Raw genomic sequence first — 14,432 nt, forward strand, 5'->3', positions numbered from 1 at the left:
GTTTTTCGCAGCAAAGGAACAAGTCGCCAGCGTAGCCGCTGCTCAGTCGCTGGGCAATCCGAGGCTGCGCAGATGAGCGATCAGGCGTTGCTGCAATTGACTGAGGTGCGGCAGGTTTAGCTGGTGGCGTGCGGCGACTTTGCAGGCGTGGCCCAATAGATAACTGATCTCGGTGCGGCGCTGGTTGGCGACGTCTTGATACATCGATGAGTAATTGGCCGCGGTGGCCTGGATCACCCGTTCGACTTCCTGTTGCAGATTGTCCGCCGCCGCAGGTTGACCGCAGCGCTGCAGCAGTTCGGCGAGCTCAGCGCAGAGCGTGGCGACTTCGCAATGATGCGCCTGCAAGCCACCGTTGCGGCAGTTGTGGAGCACCGTCAGCGGATTGATCGCGCAGTTGAGCGCCAGTTTGCGCCACAGCCGTGTGAGGATATCGGTGCTCCATTCGTGGGGGATTTTCGCCGCCTCAAGATCATCCAGCCAGATCGGCGCCACTGGATGAGCGGCATCACCGAGCCAGGTAAAACCGTGGCCGGCGAACACCACACGCCAGTCGCCATCGCGGAACGCCCCTTCGGTACTTGAAGCGCTGACGCAGCGTGCATGCGGTACTCGCGCGGCGACAGCGTCCTGACTGCCGAGGCCGTTCTGCAGCAGAATAATTTCCGCATCGGGCGTCAGGCGCGGGGCGAGGCGCGCCACCGCGTTTTCGGCGTCGTAGGCCTTGCAGGCCACCAGCAGGCGCCGGATCGGTTCGGGGCTGTCCGGGGTTTCGCCGGGAACTGCATAGGTGTTGGCTTGTCCGTTTTCTACAAGGGTCAACCCGCCGGCTGCGTTATAGCTGTGCAAACGCGTCACGTCGCGCACGATCAGCCTCACCGGCAGGCCGGCCCGAGCCAGCCGTGTAGCCCAGAGTGTGCCGAGACTGCCGGCGCCGAGAATGTGCCAAGGGGTAGACATCAGTTTTTTGCTCGATTGAATACAGGCATGCTCGGCTCGCGTGTCGACAGGAAAAGACCCGTTATAATGAGCCCGATTTTAACCGCAAGCCAAGCGCGCTCCATCCACATCGGGCGCGCCTTTTTATTGGAGAGATTACATGCCGTCGTTCGACGTGGTATCCGAACTGGACAAACACGAACTCACCAACGCGGTCGAGAACGCCGTGAAGGAACTCGATCGTCGTTATGACCTGAAAGGTAAAGGCAGTTTCGAGTTCAAGGAAAAGGACCTGACTGTCAGTCTGACCGCTGAAGCCGGATTCCAGCTGGAAGCGATGATCGAAATCCTCAAGCTGGCCCTGGTCAAGCGCAAGATCGACGTGCAGTGCCTTGAAGTCAAGGATGAGTACGCCTCGGGCAAGCTGATGAAGCAGGACGCCGTGCTCAAGGAAGGCATCGACAAGGAGCTGGCGAAGAAAATCGTCGGCCACATCAAGGACGCCAAACTCAAGGTGCAGGCCGCCATTCAGGGCGAGCAAGTGCGTGTGACCGGCAAGAAGCGTGATGACCTGCAAGAAGCCATCGCGGCCTTGCGTGCCAAGGAATTCGGCATGCCGCTGCAGTTCAACAACTTCCGCGACTAAGCGTTATCCGTTGAAACTGCTGCCACATTTATTTGTGCACATCCCGGGTAGCCGGAAATCAGGAGATAGAACATGGATTTGAATGCTGAAGTAGACCACTTGGTCAAGGCATCCCAAGCGTGGATCCCGATGATCATGGAATACGGCAGCCGCGTGCTGCTGGCAGTGATTACCCTGGGGATCGGCTGGTGGCTGATCAACAAGGTCACGCAAAAACTCGGTGGTTTGCTGGCCCTGCGTAACGCTGACCTGGCACTGCAAGGCTTTATCAGCAGCCTGGCCAACATCATTCTCAAGGTGTTGCTGATCGTCAGCGTGGCCTCGATGATCGGTGTCGAAACCACCTCGTTCGTTGCAGCGATCGGTGCTGCGGGTCTGGCCATCGGTCTGGCGTTGCAGGGCAGCCTGGCGAACTTCGCTGGTGGTGTGCTGATTCTGCTGTTCCGCCCGTTCCGCATCGGTGACTGGATCGAAGCGCAAGGCGTGGCGGGTACGGTCGACAGCATCCAGATCTTCCACACCGTACTGCGTACCGGCGACAACAAAACCGTCATCGTGCCAAACGGCAATCTGTCGAACGGCATCATCACCAACACCAACCGTCAGCCAACCCGCAAGGTTGTGTTCGATGTGGGCGTGGATTACGAAGCCGATCTGCAAAAGGCCCGTCAGGTGCTGCTGGATCTGGCCAAGGATGAGCGTGTTCTGCAAGATCCTGAGCCGCAGGCAGTGATTTCGACACTGGGCGACAGTTCGATCACGGTGTCCCTGCGTGTGTGGGTTAAAACTGCAGACTATTGGGATGTGATGTTCATGTTGAATGAACAGTCCCGCGATCGTTTAAAAGCTGCTGGCATTGATATTCCGTTTCCGCAACGGGTGATTCGCGTAGTTCAGGAAAGCGCTGTTCAGTAACAACATTGATACCTGGCTTTACGGTCAGTTAATTAATGCCAACCCAAGAGGTGTTCGCACTCTTGGGTTTTTTTATGTCGGTGTGAAAGTTTGCTGGCTAATAGATAGCTGGCTAATGTTTTTCAGGTGTACGAAGTTTCTCGCGCATAAAAAAACCGCCCACCTGAATCAGGTGGGCGGTTCTTGTTAGAGCAGTGCTCTACAGTACGTCAGCTGTTCATCCCTATTAGAGGATGTTCAGTGGGTACTCAACGATCAGACGGGTGTCGTTGTTGTCAGACGAGTAGCCGCTGTACGCGCCATTGGAGCGGTACATGGCGTAGCGCAGACGGAACGACAGGTCTTTGGCAGGACCTTCCTGAATCACGTACTTGGATTCGGCGTTCCACTCGTTTTCCTTGCCTTCGCCCAGACCGTTGGTGGTGATGTGGTCACCCATCACGTAACGGGTCATGAAGCTCAGGCCAGGAACGCCGTAGGTTTTCATGTTCAGGTCGTAGCGAGCTTGCCAGGAGCGCTCGTCGCGGCCCACGAAGTCGGAGATCTGGATGGAGTTGGCCACGAAGATGGTGCTGTTGCCGTCAACGCCATAGTAGTAAGCGTTGTCGCCGCTGGAGCGCTGGTGAGCCAGGGTGAACTTGTGAGCACCGATGCTGTAGGCAGCAGCCAGGGACCACAGGTTGTTGTCCACGCCGGTGGTGCCGTCGCCGATGGCATCAACCAGATCGCCACGGCTGTCGCCTTTGGTGTGGTAACCGTTGAAGTCAAAGTTCAGCGACTGCTCGTCGTTGATCGGCAAGGTGTAGTTCAGGTTGACGTAGTACTTCTTGAAGTAGTCGTCAGCGTCGGAGGCGGCCAGTGCACCGGTGAAGTTGTCGGTGAACGAGTAGCTGGCACCGAAGATGTTGATGTTGGTCAGGCCTTTGCCGCCATTACCGTTCTCATCAGGCAGACCGCCGATGCTGTCACGGCCCATGCCGGTTTGCTTGCTCAGGGAAGTGAAGCGACCTGCGCTCAGTTCCAGACCTTTGATCTCTTTGGAAGTGATCAGGGTACCGGTAGCGACTTCTGGCAGCATACGGCTGTCGTCAGTGGCGAAAACCGGGCTGGCAACGAATTGCTGGCCGTATTTCAACACGGTGTCGGATACGCGGAATTTGACTGCGCCGCCGATTTTACCCTGGGATTTTTCCGGGTTGCCGTCGCTGTCGTTGGCGAACAGACCGTTACCACGGTGGCCCGAGCCGCCGTCGAGTTTGACTGCGCCCATTGCCATGGCGTCGAGACCGAAGCCTACGGTGCCTTGAGTGAAGCCCGATTCGTAGGACAGCAGTTGGCTGACGCCGGTGTCCTGACGATAGCCGGCAGTGCCGGAAGTGCTGTTGCCTGCACCGTTTTTAAAGTCACGGTTCATGTATTCCATACGAGTCTTCAGTTTCAGACTCTGGTCTTCCAGGAAACCTTTGGCTTCATCCTGAGAAGAGGCCATTGCGAACTGCGAGGTGCCTGCTGCTACAGCCAGGGCGATCATGCTCCACTTCATCACGCGCATCGTGATTTGCTCCTTTGGTTTTTAGAAGAGTACTGCCGTCCCACCTGTTTTATTATCTGGGCGGCTCTTTCTTTTTGTGTCGGCGCAAACTTATATCACGCCGACATTGTTGGCGATACTTGCGAATCTAACCTTTCACCTTCTTTACGACGCTGTCGCAGATGGCTTTGTAGATGTCGCAAATTCACAGTACCGATGCAATCGGACCGACAACTTTCTTGCTGTTTTTCTAGCCTTTTGCATCGCTAAAAAAGAGTCCCTGGCAAAACACTTGAATCTCCATCGGGCAGCCCTGCCACTGTTTTTTTTGGGCTTAAGGCTCCCACTTCCCGTGGTGCGCTTATAGTCCATATGAGTACGAATGCAACAAGCGTGCACAAACTGCAATGTCGGTGCGGTTATTTTTCAGAACGCCTGTCTTTACCTGTAAAAACCTCATAAATACGGGGCGCCAAGCCGCTTTTTGTCGGGGCTTGACGCGATTGTTCGTATGGTGTTGCTACACCGTAATCGACGCGTGACAACCAAAAACGTTACCGGTTCACCCCGGCAGTGAGTATTCGGCGGATGCCCGACGCACTGAGCGTAGACGCACTGTGCGGTTTTGGTGCAAAAAATTTACGCGCTGTACCGGATTCATACAGATCTGCCTGCGGGCGATCGTGAGCACCTCAGGGTTTTCGGTCATTTCAGTGTGGTTCGGGTTCCGTACTGGTGCGGGGTGTCTCAAAATGTCACATGTCGGGGCGCCCGGAGAATGGCAAGGGCACAGTCGTCGTGAAGACGGGCGCATTCGCAGGTATGCTGCGGTTCTGTCGCTTGGTGTGCTGCCTGTCGGGTGGGCCGCCAAGCTGAATTATGTAGATCAGCCGGGAGTGCGCGCAGTGTTTGCTTTAGATTCACGACTACAACAGGACACGCTGACCATCGGCGACTTTCCGCTCTGCCGACTGTTGCTGTCCAACGACGCCAACTACCCGTGGTTCATCCTGGTGCCACGCCGCAACGATATCAGCGAATTGTTTCAGTTGGATGTCGCCGATCAGCAGCAGCTCTGGCTCGAAACCACTGCGCTGGCCGAGTTGCTTAAAGACTTGTTCGACGCCGACAAAATGAACGTCGCAACGCTGGGTAACGTGGTCAGTCAGATGCACATGCATGTGATCGTGCGCAAACGCGACGATGCAGCGTGGCCGGCGCCGGTCTGGGGCAAGCACCCGGCCAAGCCTTATGACAGCGAGCAGGTGGCGGCCATTCGCGCGCAGTTGCGTGTGGTGCTGACCGAAGATTTCACCTTTGTGGAGGGCTGATTCATGACCCTGGAAGAGCGCGTTAACGATCTGGAAAGCCGTCTGGCGTTTCAGGACGACACTATCCAGACGTTGAACGACATCCTGGTGGCGCAGCAGCGGGTGGTCGAGCGCCTGCAATTGCAAATGGCTGCGTTGCTCAAGCGTCAGGAAGAGATGGTGGGGCAGTTCGAATCCTTCGAGGAAGATGCACCGCCGCCGCACTATTGAGGTGGAGGCTTTTCATCAGGCGTAAAAAAACCGCGAACAGCACGCTGCTCGCGGTTTTTTTATGCCTCGGATCAGCGACGCGGCAGCGCGGCGATCACGTCCTCGGCTTGCAGGCCTTTGTCCCGGTTCATCACCGAGAACTCCACGCGCTGGCCTTCAACCAGAACGCGATGGCCTTCGCCACGGATCGCGCGAAAGTGCACGAAAATGTCATCACCGGAATCCCGGGAGATAAAGCCGAAGCCTTTGGAGGTGTTGAACCACTTGACGGTGCCGGTATCACGGTTGGTCATGTCGTAGCTGGTTGGCGTGGCAGCCGGTGAAGATCGATAAAAGCTGACGGCCAGGTGCAGGACCACGGCAACCAGGGCAATCACCAGGCTGAACAACACGGCTGGCTGGCCGGCGATGACTGGCATCGGCGCGATCAGGGTCAAGGTTTGCAGGACGACAGTCAGCACCAGAAGAGCGCTGACCAGATTTTGCAGATGCTGGCGCGGGCCTTTGTTCCAGTAAGGAATCACTGGAGCAATGACCAGGTTCAGCAGGCCGAAAAAGGCCAGGTAAAGTGCATCGGGTTGTTGCAGGTAGGGAACGGCTTCGGATTTCAAGCTAGGTATGAACGACAGCAGCAGTGCCGCTGCGCCCATTAGCAGGTGGACGATTTTCAACATTTTGATTGGCTCACGTTATTAACGGCTCACAAGGAAGAGCTGAAGGCGCACGGTTCGCTTCGGAACAAAATAAGAGGCGGTGGACACGGACACAGCATCAGCCTATGCGCAAATCCCCGGAAAATGGGGCATGGCGACACACTGCCTATTTAACAGCAAAGCCTGCAGCTACTCAAATCAGGCCGGCCAGCGGCAGCAAAGTGGTCGATTTGTCGCAGTGCGAGCGTCGATTCGAGGCTGCGAGGTATCGACAGCCTTGCTAGAGTGGGGCGGTACCTTGGATGAATCCAAATCGCCGTTAGGGGGTAAACATGGCAATCGATATCGGTATCAGTGAAGAAGACCGCAAGTCCATCGTCGAGGGGCTGTCGCGTCTGCTGTCGGACACCTACGTGCTGTATCTGAAAACCCATAACTTCCACTGGAACGTCACAGGCCCGATGTTCCGCACACTGCACCTGATGTTCGAAGAGCAATACAACGAATTGGCGCTGGCCGTCGATTCGATCGCCGAGCGTATTCGCGCGCTGGGTTTTCCGGCGCCGGGCGCTTACGCCACTTATGCGCGGCTTTCTTCTATCAAGGAGGAGGAGGGCGTGCCAAGCGCCGAGGACATGATCAAACAACTGGTCGCCGGTCAGGAAGCCGTGACCCGCACCGCGCGCGGCATTTTCCCGCTGCTCGACAAGGTCAGCGATGAGCCAACGGCCGATCTGCTGACCCAGCGCATGCAGGTTCATGAAAAAACCGCGTGGATGTTGCGCGCATTGCTCGAAGCCTGACCCCAGTGCGCGGGCATGCCTTGAGGATGCCCGCGCTGTCCGAAGTCTTACTTCTATCGTTGGCTTATCCTACGGGGATGGTCAATTAGTCATCTGGATATAACTTTGCGTCTGCGCTTTTATAGAAGTCACAGGATGTGACTTTGAAAACACGCAGAGATGGCAAAGGAGTGTCACCGATATGATAGAGGGAGACAGGCGAGGCGACAGGATTGTCGGCTTGCAGCATGAATTGAAGTTCGATCCGTTCGTCAACGAATTCGACATGTCATTGGTACAGCCGCTGTCCCGATCCGTGCGTTTGAACGGATACGCGACGTGCCTGCGGCTGGAGCAGGTGTACTGGAACATCCTCGGCGCCATGGCCAAAGACAACTGCTGTTCGATCAGCTCACTGTTATCCCACGTTGACCGTGAGGTGCATCTTCGTCACGGCGGGGTGAAAAATTTCAGTGCGCTGGTACGAGTGGTGTGTGTCATGAACGGGGTCAAAGTCGCTGAACCAGTGAAATCGCTCTGAAACAGCGGTTGCAAAGGAGGTTGCAGCCTGTGCAGTCTTACGGCTGCACAGGCCGCATTTAATGGATATAATCCCGCTCTTTCGCCGCAAAGCCCTGCGCGCGGTGGCAATCTGATCGCCGAGACACCTCCATGCCGATGTACGATTATCAATGTGCTTCCTGTGGTCATCAGTTGGAAGCCATTCAAAAGATCAGCGATGCACCGCTGGTCGACTGCCCTGCCTGCCAGGCGCCAGAGCTCAAGAAACAGCTGTCCATGCCCGGCTTTCGCCTCAGCGGCAGCGGTTGGTACGAAACCGATTTCAAGACCGGAACCAAGAAGAACCTGGCCGGTAGCGACAAATCTGACTAGGGTTCAAGCCCAGGTCGAACGACACGCGTGAGTTTCCACACGTCGCACAATGCTTGAGTGCGACGGGATCTCCACCGAATTTCGAATTACGAGAAGCGAACCACTACCATGATGCGCAGCCACTATTGCGGCCAACTGAACGAAAGCCTGGAAGGTCAGGAAATTACCCTTTGCGGATGGGTTCACCGTCGCCGCGACCACGGCGGGGTGATTTTCCTCGATATCCGTGATCGTGACGGTCTGGCCCAGGTGGTGTTCGATCCGGATCGCGCCGAGAGCTTCGCCGCCGCCGATCGCGTGCGCAGTGAGTACGTCGTGAAGATCACCGGTAAGGTGCGTCTGCGTCCGGCCGGTGCAACCAACGCCAACATGGCGTCGGGCATGATCGAAGTGCTGGGTTACGAACTGGAAGTGCTGAACGAGTCCGAAACCCCGCCGTTCCCGCTCAACGAATACTCCGACGTTGGCGAAGAAACCCGCCTGCGCTATCGCTTCCTCGACCTGCGTCGTCCGGAAATGGCCGAGAAGCTGCGTCTGCGTTCGCGCATGACCACCAGCATCCGTCGCTTCCTCGACGAAAACGGCTTCCTCGACGTTGAAACGCCGATCCTGACCCGTGCTACTCCAGAAGGCGCACGCGACTATCTGGTGCCGAGCCGCACTCACGCCGGTTCGTTCTTCGCGTTGCCGCAATCGCCGCAGCTGTTCAAGCAACTGCTGATGGTGGCCGGCTTCGACCGTTACTACCAGATCGCCAAGTGCTTCCGCGACGAAGACCTGCGTGCCGACCGTCAGCCGGAATTCACCCAGATCGACATCGAGACCAGCTTCCTCGATGAAAAAGAGATCATGGGCCTCACCGAGCAAATGATCCGCAACCTGTTCAAGGAAGTGCTGGGCCTGGAATTCGGCGAATTCCCGCACATGACTTTCGAAGAAGCCATGCGCCGTTACGGTTCCGACAAACCAGACCTGCGTAACCCGCTGGAACTGGTCGACGTTGCCGATCAACTCAAAGAAGTCGATTTCAAGGTCTTCAGTGGCCCGGCCAACGATCCGAAATGCCGTATCGCTGCACTGCGCGTTCCAGGCGGGGCGAGCATGCCGCGCAAGCAGATCGACGACTACACCAAGTTCGTCGGCATCTACGGTGCCAAGGGCCTGGCATACATCAAGGTCAACGAGCGCGCAGCCGGTGTTGAAGGTCTGCAATCGCCGATCGTGAAAAACATCCCGGAAGACAAGCTGAACGTGATCCTCGATCGCGTTGGCGCAGTCGATGGCGACATCGTGTTCTTCGGCGCCGACAAGGCCAAGATCGTCAGCGAAGCCTTGGGCGCACTGCGCATCAAGCTCGGTCACGACTTGAAGCTGTTGACTTGCGAGTGGGCGCCAATGTGGGTCGTCGACTTCCCGATGTTCGAAGAAAACGACGACGGCAGCTTCTCTGCGCTGCACCACCCGTTCACTGCACCGAAGTGCACGCCGCAAGAGCTCGAAGCCAACCCGGCCGCTGCTCTGTCCCGCGCGTACGACATGGTGCTGAACGGTACTGAGCTGGGTGGCGGTTCGATCCGTATCCACCGCAAGGAAATGCAGCAGTCGGTGTTCCGCCTGTTGGGCATCAACGAAGCGGAACAGGAAGAGAAATTCGGCTTCCTGCTCGACGCCCTGAAGTACGGCGCACCGCCGCACGGTGGCCTGGCCTTCGGTCTGGACCGTCTGGTCATGCTGATGACCGGCGCCCAGTCGATCCGTGAAGTGATCGCCTTCCCGAAAACCCAGAGCGCTGCCGACGTCATGACGCAAGCACCGGGTGTAGTGGATGCCAAGGCATTGCGCGAATTGCACATTCGTTTGCGCGAAACGCCAAAGGCTGAGTAAGACGGGCCTGAAGGCGCATCTTCGGATGCGCCTTTTTTCTTTCTTATAGATTGAAAGCTGTTCAAGATTTTTTGTTTGCCGGCCGCTGCAAGAGCAGGGCGGGCAACGTTTCAAAGAGAATTCGGAGCGAGTTATGGCGGGTCATTCCAAGTGGGCGAACATCAAGCACCGCAAAGAACGTCAGGATGCCAAGAAAGGCAAAATCTTTACCAAGTGGATTCGTGAGCTGACCGTCGCTGCCCGTCAGGGTGGCGGTGATCCAGGCTCGAACCCGCGTTTGCGTCTGGCCCTGGACAAGGCCCTCGGTGCGAACATGAGCCGCGACATCATTGATCGCGCGGTTGCTCGCGGTGCCGGTGCCGCCGACACCGACGACATGGTCGAGCTGAGTTACGAAGGTTACGGCCCGGGCGGCGTGGCGGTGATGGTCGAGTGCATGACCGACAACCGCAATCGCACCGCAGCAGCCGTGCGCCATGCGTTCAGCAAGTGCGGCGGTAACCTGGGCACCGACGGTTCGGTCGCGTACCTGTTCGAGCGCAAGGGCCAGATCTCCTTCGCCCCGGGCGTTGATGAGGACGCTCTGATCGAAGCGGCGATGGAAGCCGACGCCGATGACGTGGTTACGAACGAAGACGGTTCGATTGACGTGTTCACTTCGTTCGCCGGTTTCTATTCTGTACGTAACGCCTTGGAAGCCGCCGGTTTCAAAGGTGATGACGCGGAAATCGTCATGCTGCCGACCACCAGCGCCGAACTGGATCTGGAAGGCGCGGAGAAAGTGCTCAAGCTGATCGACATGCTTGAAGACCTGGATGACGTGCAGAACGTTTATTCCAACGCGGATATTCCGGAAGACGTTGCCGCTCAGCTCGGTTGATGCACTACTAAAGATCGCAGCCTTGACAGCTCTCTGTAGGAGCTGCCGAAGGCTGCGATCTTTTGATTTTCTGCTGTTTATTTAAAAGATCGCAGCCTGCGGCAGCTCCTACAGTTATCCTCAGGCGAATGCGATCTCTCTTGCAGGCGTTATGACTTTAATTCTTGGTATCGACCCCGGTTCGCGCATCACCGGTTACGGCATTGTTCGCGATACCGGACGTGGCGGCTGCATCTACGTCGCCTCGGGCTGTATCCGCACCGGCGCTGGCGAACTGCATGAGCGACTGCAAATCGTCTATCGCGGCGTGCGTGAAATCATTCAGACCTACGGCCCGGTCACCATGGGCATCGAAAAAGTGTTCATGGCGAAAAACGCTGACTCGGCGCTCAAACTCGGGCAGGCCCGTGGCGCGGCGATTGTTGCCGGTGCCGAAGAAAGCCTGGAAATTGCCGAGTACACAGCAACCCAGGTCAAGCAAGCCGTGGTCGGCACGGGCGCGGCCAATAAAGAGCAGGTGCAGATGATGGTCATGCACATGCTGAAGTTGACCAGCAAACCGCAAATCGATGCTTCGGACGCCCTGGCCATTGCGATTTGCCATGCTCACACCCGTTCCAGTCTGCTGCCGCATGGCCTGGGAGCCGCACGCAGTCGTGGCGGGCGCCTGCGTCTCTGATAGCATCAGCAATCAAATTTTCCGGAATGCGGGTTTTGCGCCTGGGTCGTCGGCCTGAAGCACGCTTTCCGTCAGTCGCCAGCCCACGGCTGGCCAACGCTCAAGGATCTGTAACGTGATTGGACGCTTGCGCGGCACCCTGGCTGAGAAACAGCCGCCGCACCTGATTCTCGATGTAAATGGCCTCGGGTATGAGCTGGAAGTGCCCATGACCACCCTCTACCGACTGCCGCCGGTCGGTGAACCGCTGACCCTGCACACGCACTTGGTCGTACGCGAAGACGCGCAGTTACTCTATGGTTTCGCCGGCAAGCGTGAGCGAGACTTTTTTCGCGAGTTGATCCGTCTCAATGGTGTCGGGCCGAAATTGGCCCTGGCATTGATGTCGAGCCTGGAAGTCGATGAACTGGTGCGCTGCGTGCAGTCGCAGGACACGTCGGCGCTGACCAAGGTGCCGGGCGTCGGCAAGAAAACCGCCGAGCGTTTGCTCGTCGAGCTGAAAGATCGCTTCAAGGCCTGGGAAACCTCGCCGGCCATGTTCGCCCTGGTGCCAAACCAGCCGGACGGCCCGGCGCCGGTCAACACCGCTGAAAACGATGCGGTCAGCGCGCTGATTTCCCTGGGTTACAAGCCGCAGGAAGCGAGCAAGGCAATTTCGGCCATCAAGGACAAGAATTTGAGCAGTGAAGACATGATCCGCCGCGCCCTGAAGGGAATGATTTAAGTGATTGAAGCTGATCGTCTGATCGCCGCTGCGCACATTCCGCGCGAGCGCGAAGAAGTCCAGGACCGCGCCATTCGCCCGGTCAGCCTAGCTGACTACATTGGCCAGCCGACGGTGCGCGAGCAGATGGAACTGTTCATTCAGGCTGCTCGTGGCCGCAGCGAATCCCTTGATCACACGTTGATCTTCGGTCCGCCGGGGCTGGGTAAAACCACGCTGGCCAACATCATCGCCCAGGAAATGGGCGTGTCGATCAAGAGCACCTCGGGCCCGGTCCTGGAGCGTCCGGGTGATCTGGCGGCATTGCTGACCAATCTTGAGCCGCATGACGTGCTGTTCATCGACGAAATCCATCGTTTGTCGCCGATCGTCGAAGAAGTGTTGTATCCGGCGATGGAAGATTTCCAGCTCGACATCATGATCGGTGAAGGGCCGGCAGCGCGCTCGATCAAGCTCGACTTGCCGCCGTTCACCCTGGTCGGGGCGACTACTCGCGCCGGCATGCTGACCAACCCGTTGCGTGACCGCTTCGGTATCGTCCAGCGTCTTGAGTTCTACAGCACTGCGGATCTGGCGACGATTGTCGGTCGTTCGGCGAATATTCTTGGCCTGCCACTGGACCCGGAGGGCGCCTTTGAAATCGCTCGACGTGCCCGTGGTACGCCGCGAATTGCCAACCGATTGCTGCGCCGCGTGCGCGATTTTGCCGAAGTGCGCGCCAAGGGCCACATCACCAAAGCGGTGGCGGATCTGGCGTTGAATCTGCTGGATGTCGACGAGCATGGTTTCGATCATCAGGACCGACGTCTGCTGTTGACCATGATCGAGAAGTTCGATGGCGGGCCGGTCGGTATCGACAGCCTTGCAGCAGCGATCAGTGAAGAACGCCACACGATTGAAGACGTGCTGGAGCCGTATCTGATTCAGCAGGGCTACATCATGCGCACGCCACGGGGCAGGGTGGTGACGCGGCATGCGTATCTGCATTTCGGTTTAAACATTCCGTCACGAATGGGTGAGACGCCCGTGGTAGACGAGTTTCTCGATGCCGTGGACGATTAATACACATTTGTTGTCGATTTATTCAGGGTTTGTACTGTCAGAGGACGGTACTTTTGCAGTAAAGCCCTGAAACAACGAAAAACAGTTGTCTGGCCGGATTGGCAACATGAGGAGTAAGCACTAGAGTATGCGCGCGCAAAACGGGCTTGAGCCGTTCGCACATCGTTGTCGCGTTTATTACGAGGACACCGATGCGGGCGGCATCGTGTATTACGTTAATTACCTCAAGTTTATGGAACGGGCTCGAACCGAGCGGCTCCGCGAACTGGGCTTTGCCCAATCGCAGCTTGCCGGAGAGGACCTGTTGTTTGTCGTGCATTCCAGCGAAGCGCGTTACCACGCGCCGGCGCGACTGGACGACGAGCTTCTGGTAAGTGCTGAAGTAATCGAATTGAACCGTGCCAGCCTGCGTTTCAAACAGCAGGTCAGGCGGGCAACGGATAATGTGCTGCTCTGTGAAGGGCAGTTTTTGGTGGCCTGTGTGCGCACTAACAGTTTGAAACCCCGGGCCCTTCCCGAAGACTTGCGTGCGGCTTTCGCCGACGCGGTCGGCCCGGGTACACACTCAAAGCAGGAGATAAAGCGTGGAAGCTAACGTCGTCGACCATTCCTCCATGTGGAGCCTGGTCAGCAATGCCAGCATCGTGGTGCAGTTGGTAATGTTGACTCTGGTGGCCGCATCGGTGACCTCATGGATCATGATCTTTCAGCGCAGCAACCTGCTGCGTGCCGGTCGACGCGCCCTGGAGAGCTTCGAAGAGCGCTTCTGGTCGGGTATCGATTTGTCCAAACTGTACCGCCAGGCCGGCAGCAACCCTGATCCGGATTCGGGCGTCGAGCAAATCTTCCGCGCCGGTTTCAAGGAGTTCTCCCGTCTGCGCCAGCAGCCAGGTGTCGATCCTGAAGCGGTGATGGAAGGCGTGGCCCGTGCCATGCGCGTTGCCATCTCGCGCGAAGAAGAGAAACTGGAGCAGAGCCTGCCGTTTCTCGCCACTGTTGGTTCGGTCAGCCCGTACATCGGTCTGTTCGGTACCGTATGGGGCATCATGAACTCCTTCCGCGGTCTGGCCAGCGCCCAGCAAGCAACCCTGGCCACCGTGGCTCCGGGTATCGCCGAAGCACTGATCGCCACGGCGATCGGCCTGTTCGCGGCAATCCCTGCCGTAATCGCTTACAACCGTTTTGCTGCTCGCAGCGAAACCCTGCTGGGCCGTTACTACACCTTCGCCGATGAATTCCAGGCGATCCTGCACCGCAAAGTGCACACCAGCGAAGAATAAGCAGGTAATTTCCAATGGCTTT

17 protein-coding genes are annotated in these 14,432 nt (G+C 57.5%); 14 read left to right on the forward strand and 3 right to left on the reverse strand.

What is annotated here, in order from left to right:
• Positions 1–42: 42 nt before the first annotated feature.
• Positions 43–960 carry a putative 2-dehydropantoate 2-reductase gene (locus ICA15_RS14485; RefSeq protein ID WP_210554141.1) on the reverse strand — a complete coding sequence of 306 codons (918 nt, stop codon included), beginning with the start codon at positions 958–960 and terminating at the stop codon, positions 43–45.
• Positions 961–1,099: 139 nt separating this feature from the next.
• Between ICA15_RS14485 and ICA15_RS14490 the strand changes: the two genes are divergently transcribed.
• Positions 1,100–1,585, forward strand: a complete 486-nt coding sequence (locus ICA15_RS14490; protein ID WP_042560649.1) for a YajQ family cyclic di-GMP-binding protein — start codon at positions 1,100–1,102, stop codon at positions 1,583–1,585.
• A 72-nt stretch (positions 1,586–1,657) separates the two neighbouring features.
• Positions 1,658–2,500: a mechanosensitive ion channel family protein gene (locus ICA15_RS14495; protein ID WP_210554140.1), complete on the forward strand. Its 843-nt coding sequence runs from the start codon at positions 1,658–1,660 to the stop codon at positions 2,498–2,500.
• A 226-nt stretch (positions 2,501–2,726) separates the two neighbouring features.
• Here ICA15_RS14495 and ICA15_RS14500 read toward each other — a convergent pair whose 3' ends face one another.
• Positions 2,727–4,052, reverse strand: a complete 1,326-nt coding sequence (locus ICA15_RS14500) for an OprD family porin (protein ID WP_150616159.1) — start codon at positions 4,050–4,052, stop codon at positions 2,727–2,729.
• Positions 4,053–4,936: 884 nt separating this feature from the next.
• Here ICA15_RS14500 and ICA15_RS14505 point away from each other — a divergent pair.
• Entirely contained in the window at positions 4,937–5,362 is a 426-nt protein-coding gene (locus tag ICA15_RS14505; protein ID WP_210554139.1) for an HIT domain-containing protein, read from the forward strand.
• A 3-nt stretch (positions 5,363–5,365) separates the two neighbouring features.
• The gene (locus tag ICA15_RS14510) at positions 5,366–5,572 is read left to right on the forward strand and encodes a SlyX family protein (protein ID WP_150616157.1); all 207 of its coding nucleotides are present in this window, start codon (positions 5,366–5,368) and stop codon (positions 5,570–5,572) included.
• A 71-nt stretch (positions 5,573–5,643) separates the two neighbouring features.
• Here ICA15_RS14510 and ICA15_RS28535 read toward each other — a convergent pair whose 3' ends face one another.
• A complete protein-coding gene (locus ICA15_RS28535; protein WP_150616156.1) occupies positions 5,644–6,246 on the reverse strand; it encodes a cold-shock protein in 603 nt (200 codons plus the stop codon).
• Positions 6,247–6,557: 311 nt separating this feature from the next.
• On the opposite strand from ICA15_RS28535, the gene ICA15_RS14520 reads away from it, so the two are divergent.
• From ICA15_RS14520 to tolQ, 10 genes are all read left to right on the forward strand, one after another.
• Positions 6,558–7,028, forward strand: coding sequence for a Dps family protein (locus ICA15_RS14520; protein ID WP_042560644.1), 471 nt, complete (start codon positions 6,558–6,560; stop codon positions 7,026–7,028).
• Between the two features lie 181 nt (positions 7,029–7,209).
• Positions 7,210–7,548: a ribbon-helix-helix domain-containing protein gene (locus ICA15_RS14525; RefSeq protein WP_150601647.1), complete on the forward strand. Its 339-nt coding sequence runs from the start codon at positions 7,210–7,212 to the stop codon at positions 7,546–7,548.
• A gap of 131 nt (positions 7,549–7,679) precedes the next feature.
• Entirely contained in the window at positions 7,680–7,901 is a 222-nt protein-coding gene (locus tag ICA15_RS14530) for an FmdB family zinc ribbon protein (RefSeq protein WP_042560642.1), read from the forward strand.
• A 108-nt stretch (positions 7,902–8,009) separates the two neighbouring features.
• On the forward strand, positions 8,010–9,785 hold the full coding sequence (gene aspS, locus ICA15_RS14535; RefSeq protein ID WP_150592862.1) for an aspartate--tRNA ligase: 1,776 nt from the start codon (positions 8,010–8,012) through the stop codon (positions 9,783–9,785).
• A gap of 133 nt (positions 9,786–9,918) precedes the next feature.
• On the forward strand, positions 9,919–10,665 hold the full coding sequence (locus ICA15_RS14540; RefSeq protein ID WP_150598218.1) for a YebC/PmpR family DNA-binding transcriptional regulator: 747 nt from the start codon (positions 9,919–9,921) through the stop codon (positions 10,663–10,665).
• A gap of 151 nt (positions 10,666–10,816) precedes the next feature.
• The gene (gene ruvC / locus ICA15_RS14545; RefSeq protein ID WP_007912737.1) at positions 10,817–11,344 is read left to right on the forward strand and encodes a crossover junction endodeoxyribonuclease RuvC; all 528 of its coding nucleotides are present in this window, start codon (positions 10,817–10,819) and stop codon (positions 11,342–11,344) included.
• A 115-nt stretch (positions 11,345–11,459) separates the two neighbouring features.
• On the forward strand, positions 11,460–12,068 hold the full coding sequence (gene ruvA / locus ICA15_RS14550; RefSeq protein WP_042560639.1) for a Holliday junction branch migration protein RuvA: 609 nt from the start codon (positions 11,460–11,462) through the stop codon (positions 12,066–12,068).
• Complete coding sequence (ruvB, locus tag ICA15_RS14555; protein WP_150592864.1) at positions 12,069–13,130, forward strand: Holliday junction branch migration DNA helicase RuvB; 1,062 nt, start codon at positions 12,069–12,071, stop codon at positions 13,128–13,130.
• A gap of 127 nt (positions 13,131–13,257) precedes the next feature.
• Entirely contained in the window at positions 13,258–13,725 is a 468-nt protein-coding gene (ybgC, locus tag ICA15_RS14560) for a tol-pal system-associated acyl-CoA thioesterase (RefSeq protein ID WP_064119107.1), read from the forward strand.
• Positions 13,715–14,410 carry a protein TolQ gene (gene tolQ, locus ICA15_RS14565; RefSeq protein ID WP_008080223.1) on the forward strand — a complete coding sequence of 232 codons (696 nt, stop codon included), beginning with the start codon at positions 13,715–13,717 and terminating at the stop codon, positions 14,408–14,410. Before ybgC ends, tolQ begins: the two co-directional genes overlap by 11 nt.
• The last annotated feature ends 22 nt before the right edge of the window (positions 14,411–14,432 follow it).

This window comes from Pseudomonas sp. P116 (assembly GCF_020149425.1).
GTDB lineage: Bacteria > Pseudomonadota > Gammaproteobacteria > Pseudomonadales > Pseudomonadaceae > Aquipseudomonas > Aquipseudomonas anatoliensis.

Excerpts from the sequence above, each read along its gene's own strand:
- ICA15_RS14485 (WP_210554141.1), bottom strand. The coding sequence starts at position 960 with ATGTCTACCCCTTGGCACATTCTCGGCGCCGGCAGTCTCGGCACACTC.
- ICA15_RS14490 (WP_042560649.1), top strand. The coding sequence starts at position 1,100 with ATGCCGTCGTTCGACGTGGTATCCGAACTGGACAAACACGAACTCACC.
- ICA15_RS14495 (WP_210554140.1), top strand. The coding sequence starts at position 1,658 with ATGGATTTGAATGCTGAAGTAGACCACTTGGTCAAGGCATCCCAAGCG.
- ICA15_RS14500 (WP_150616159.1), bottom strand. The coding sequence starts at position 4,052 with ATGCGCGTGATGAAGTGGAGCATGATCGCCCTGGCTGTAGCAGCAGGC.
- ICA15_RS14510 (WP_150616157.1), top strand. The coding sequence starts at position 5,366 with ATGACCCTGGAAGAGCGCGTTAACGATCTGGAAAGCCGTCTGGCGTTT.
- ICA15_RS28535 (WP_150616156.1), bottom strand. The coding sequence starts at position 6,246 with ATGTTGAAAATCGTCCACCTGCTAATGGGCGCAGCGGCACTGCTGCTG.
- ICA15_RS14520 (WP_042560644.1), top strand. The coding sequence starts at position 6,558 with ATGGCAATCGATATCGGTATCAGTGAAGAAGACCGCAAGTCCATCGTC.
- ICA15_RS14525 (WP_150601647.1), top strand. The coding sequence starts at position 7,210 with ATGATAGAGGGAGACAGGCGAGGCGACAGGATTGTCGGCTTGCAGCAT.
- ICA15_RS14530 (WP_042560642.1), top strand. The coding sequence starts at position 7,680 with ATGCCGATGTACGATTATCAATGTGCTTCCTGTGGTCATCAGTTGGAA.
- aspS (WP_150592862.1), top strand. The coding sequence starts at position 8,010 with ATGATGCGCAGCCACTATTGCGGCCAACTGAACGAAAGCCTGGAAGGT.
- ICA15_RS14540 (WP_150598218.1), top strand. The coding sequence starts at position 9,919 with ATGGCGGGTCATTCCAAGTGGGCGAACATCAAGCACCGCAAAGAACGT.
- ruvC (WP_007912737.1), top strand. The coding sequence starts at position 10,817 with ATGACTTTAATTCTTGGTATCGACCCCGGTTCGCGCATCACCGGTTAC.
- ybgC (WP_064119107.1), top strand. The coding sequence starts at position 13,258 with ATGCGCGCGCAAAACGGGCTTGAGCCGTTCGCACATCGTTGTCGCGTT.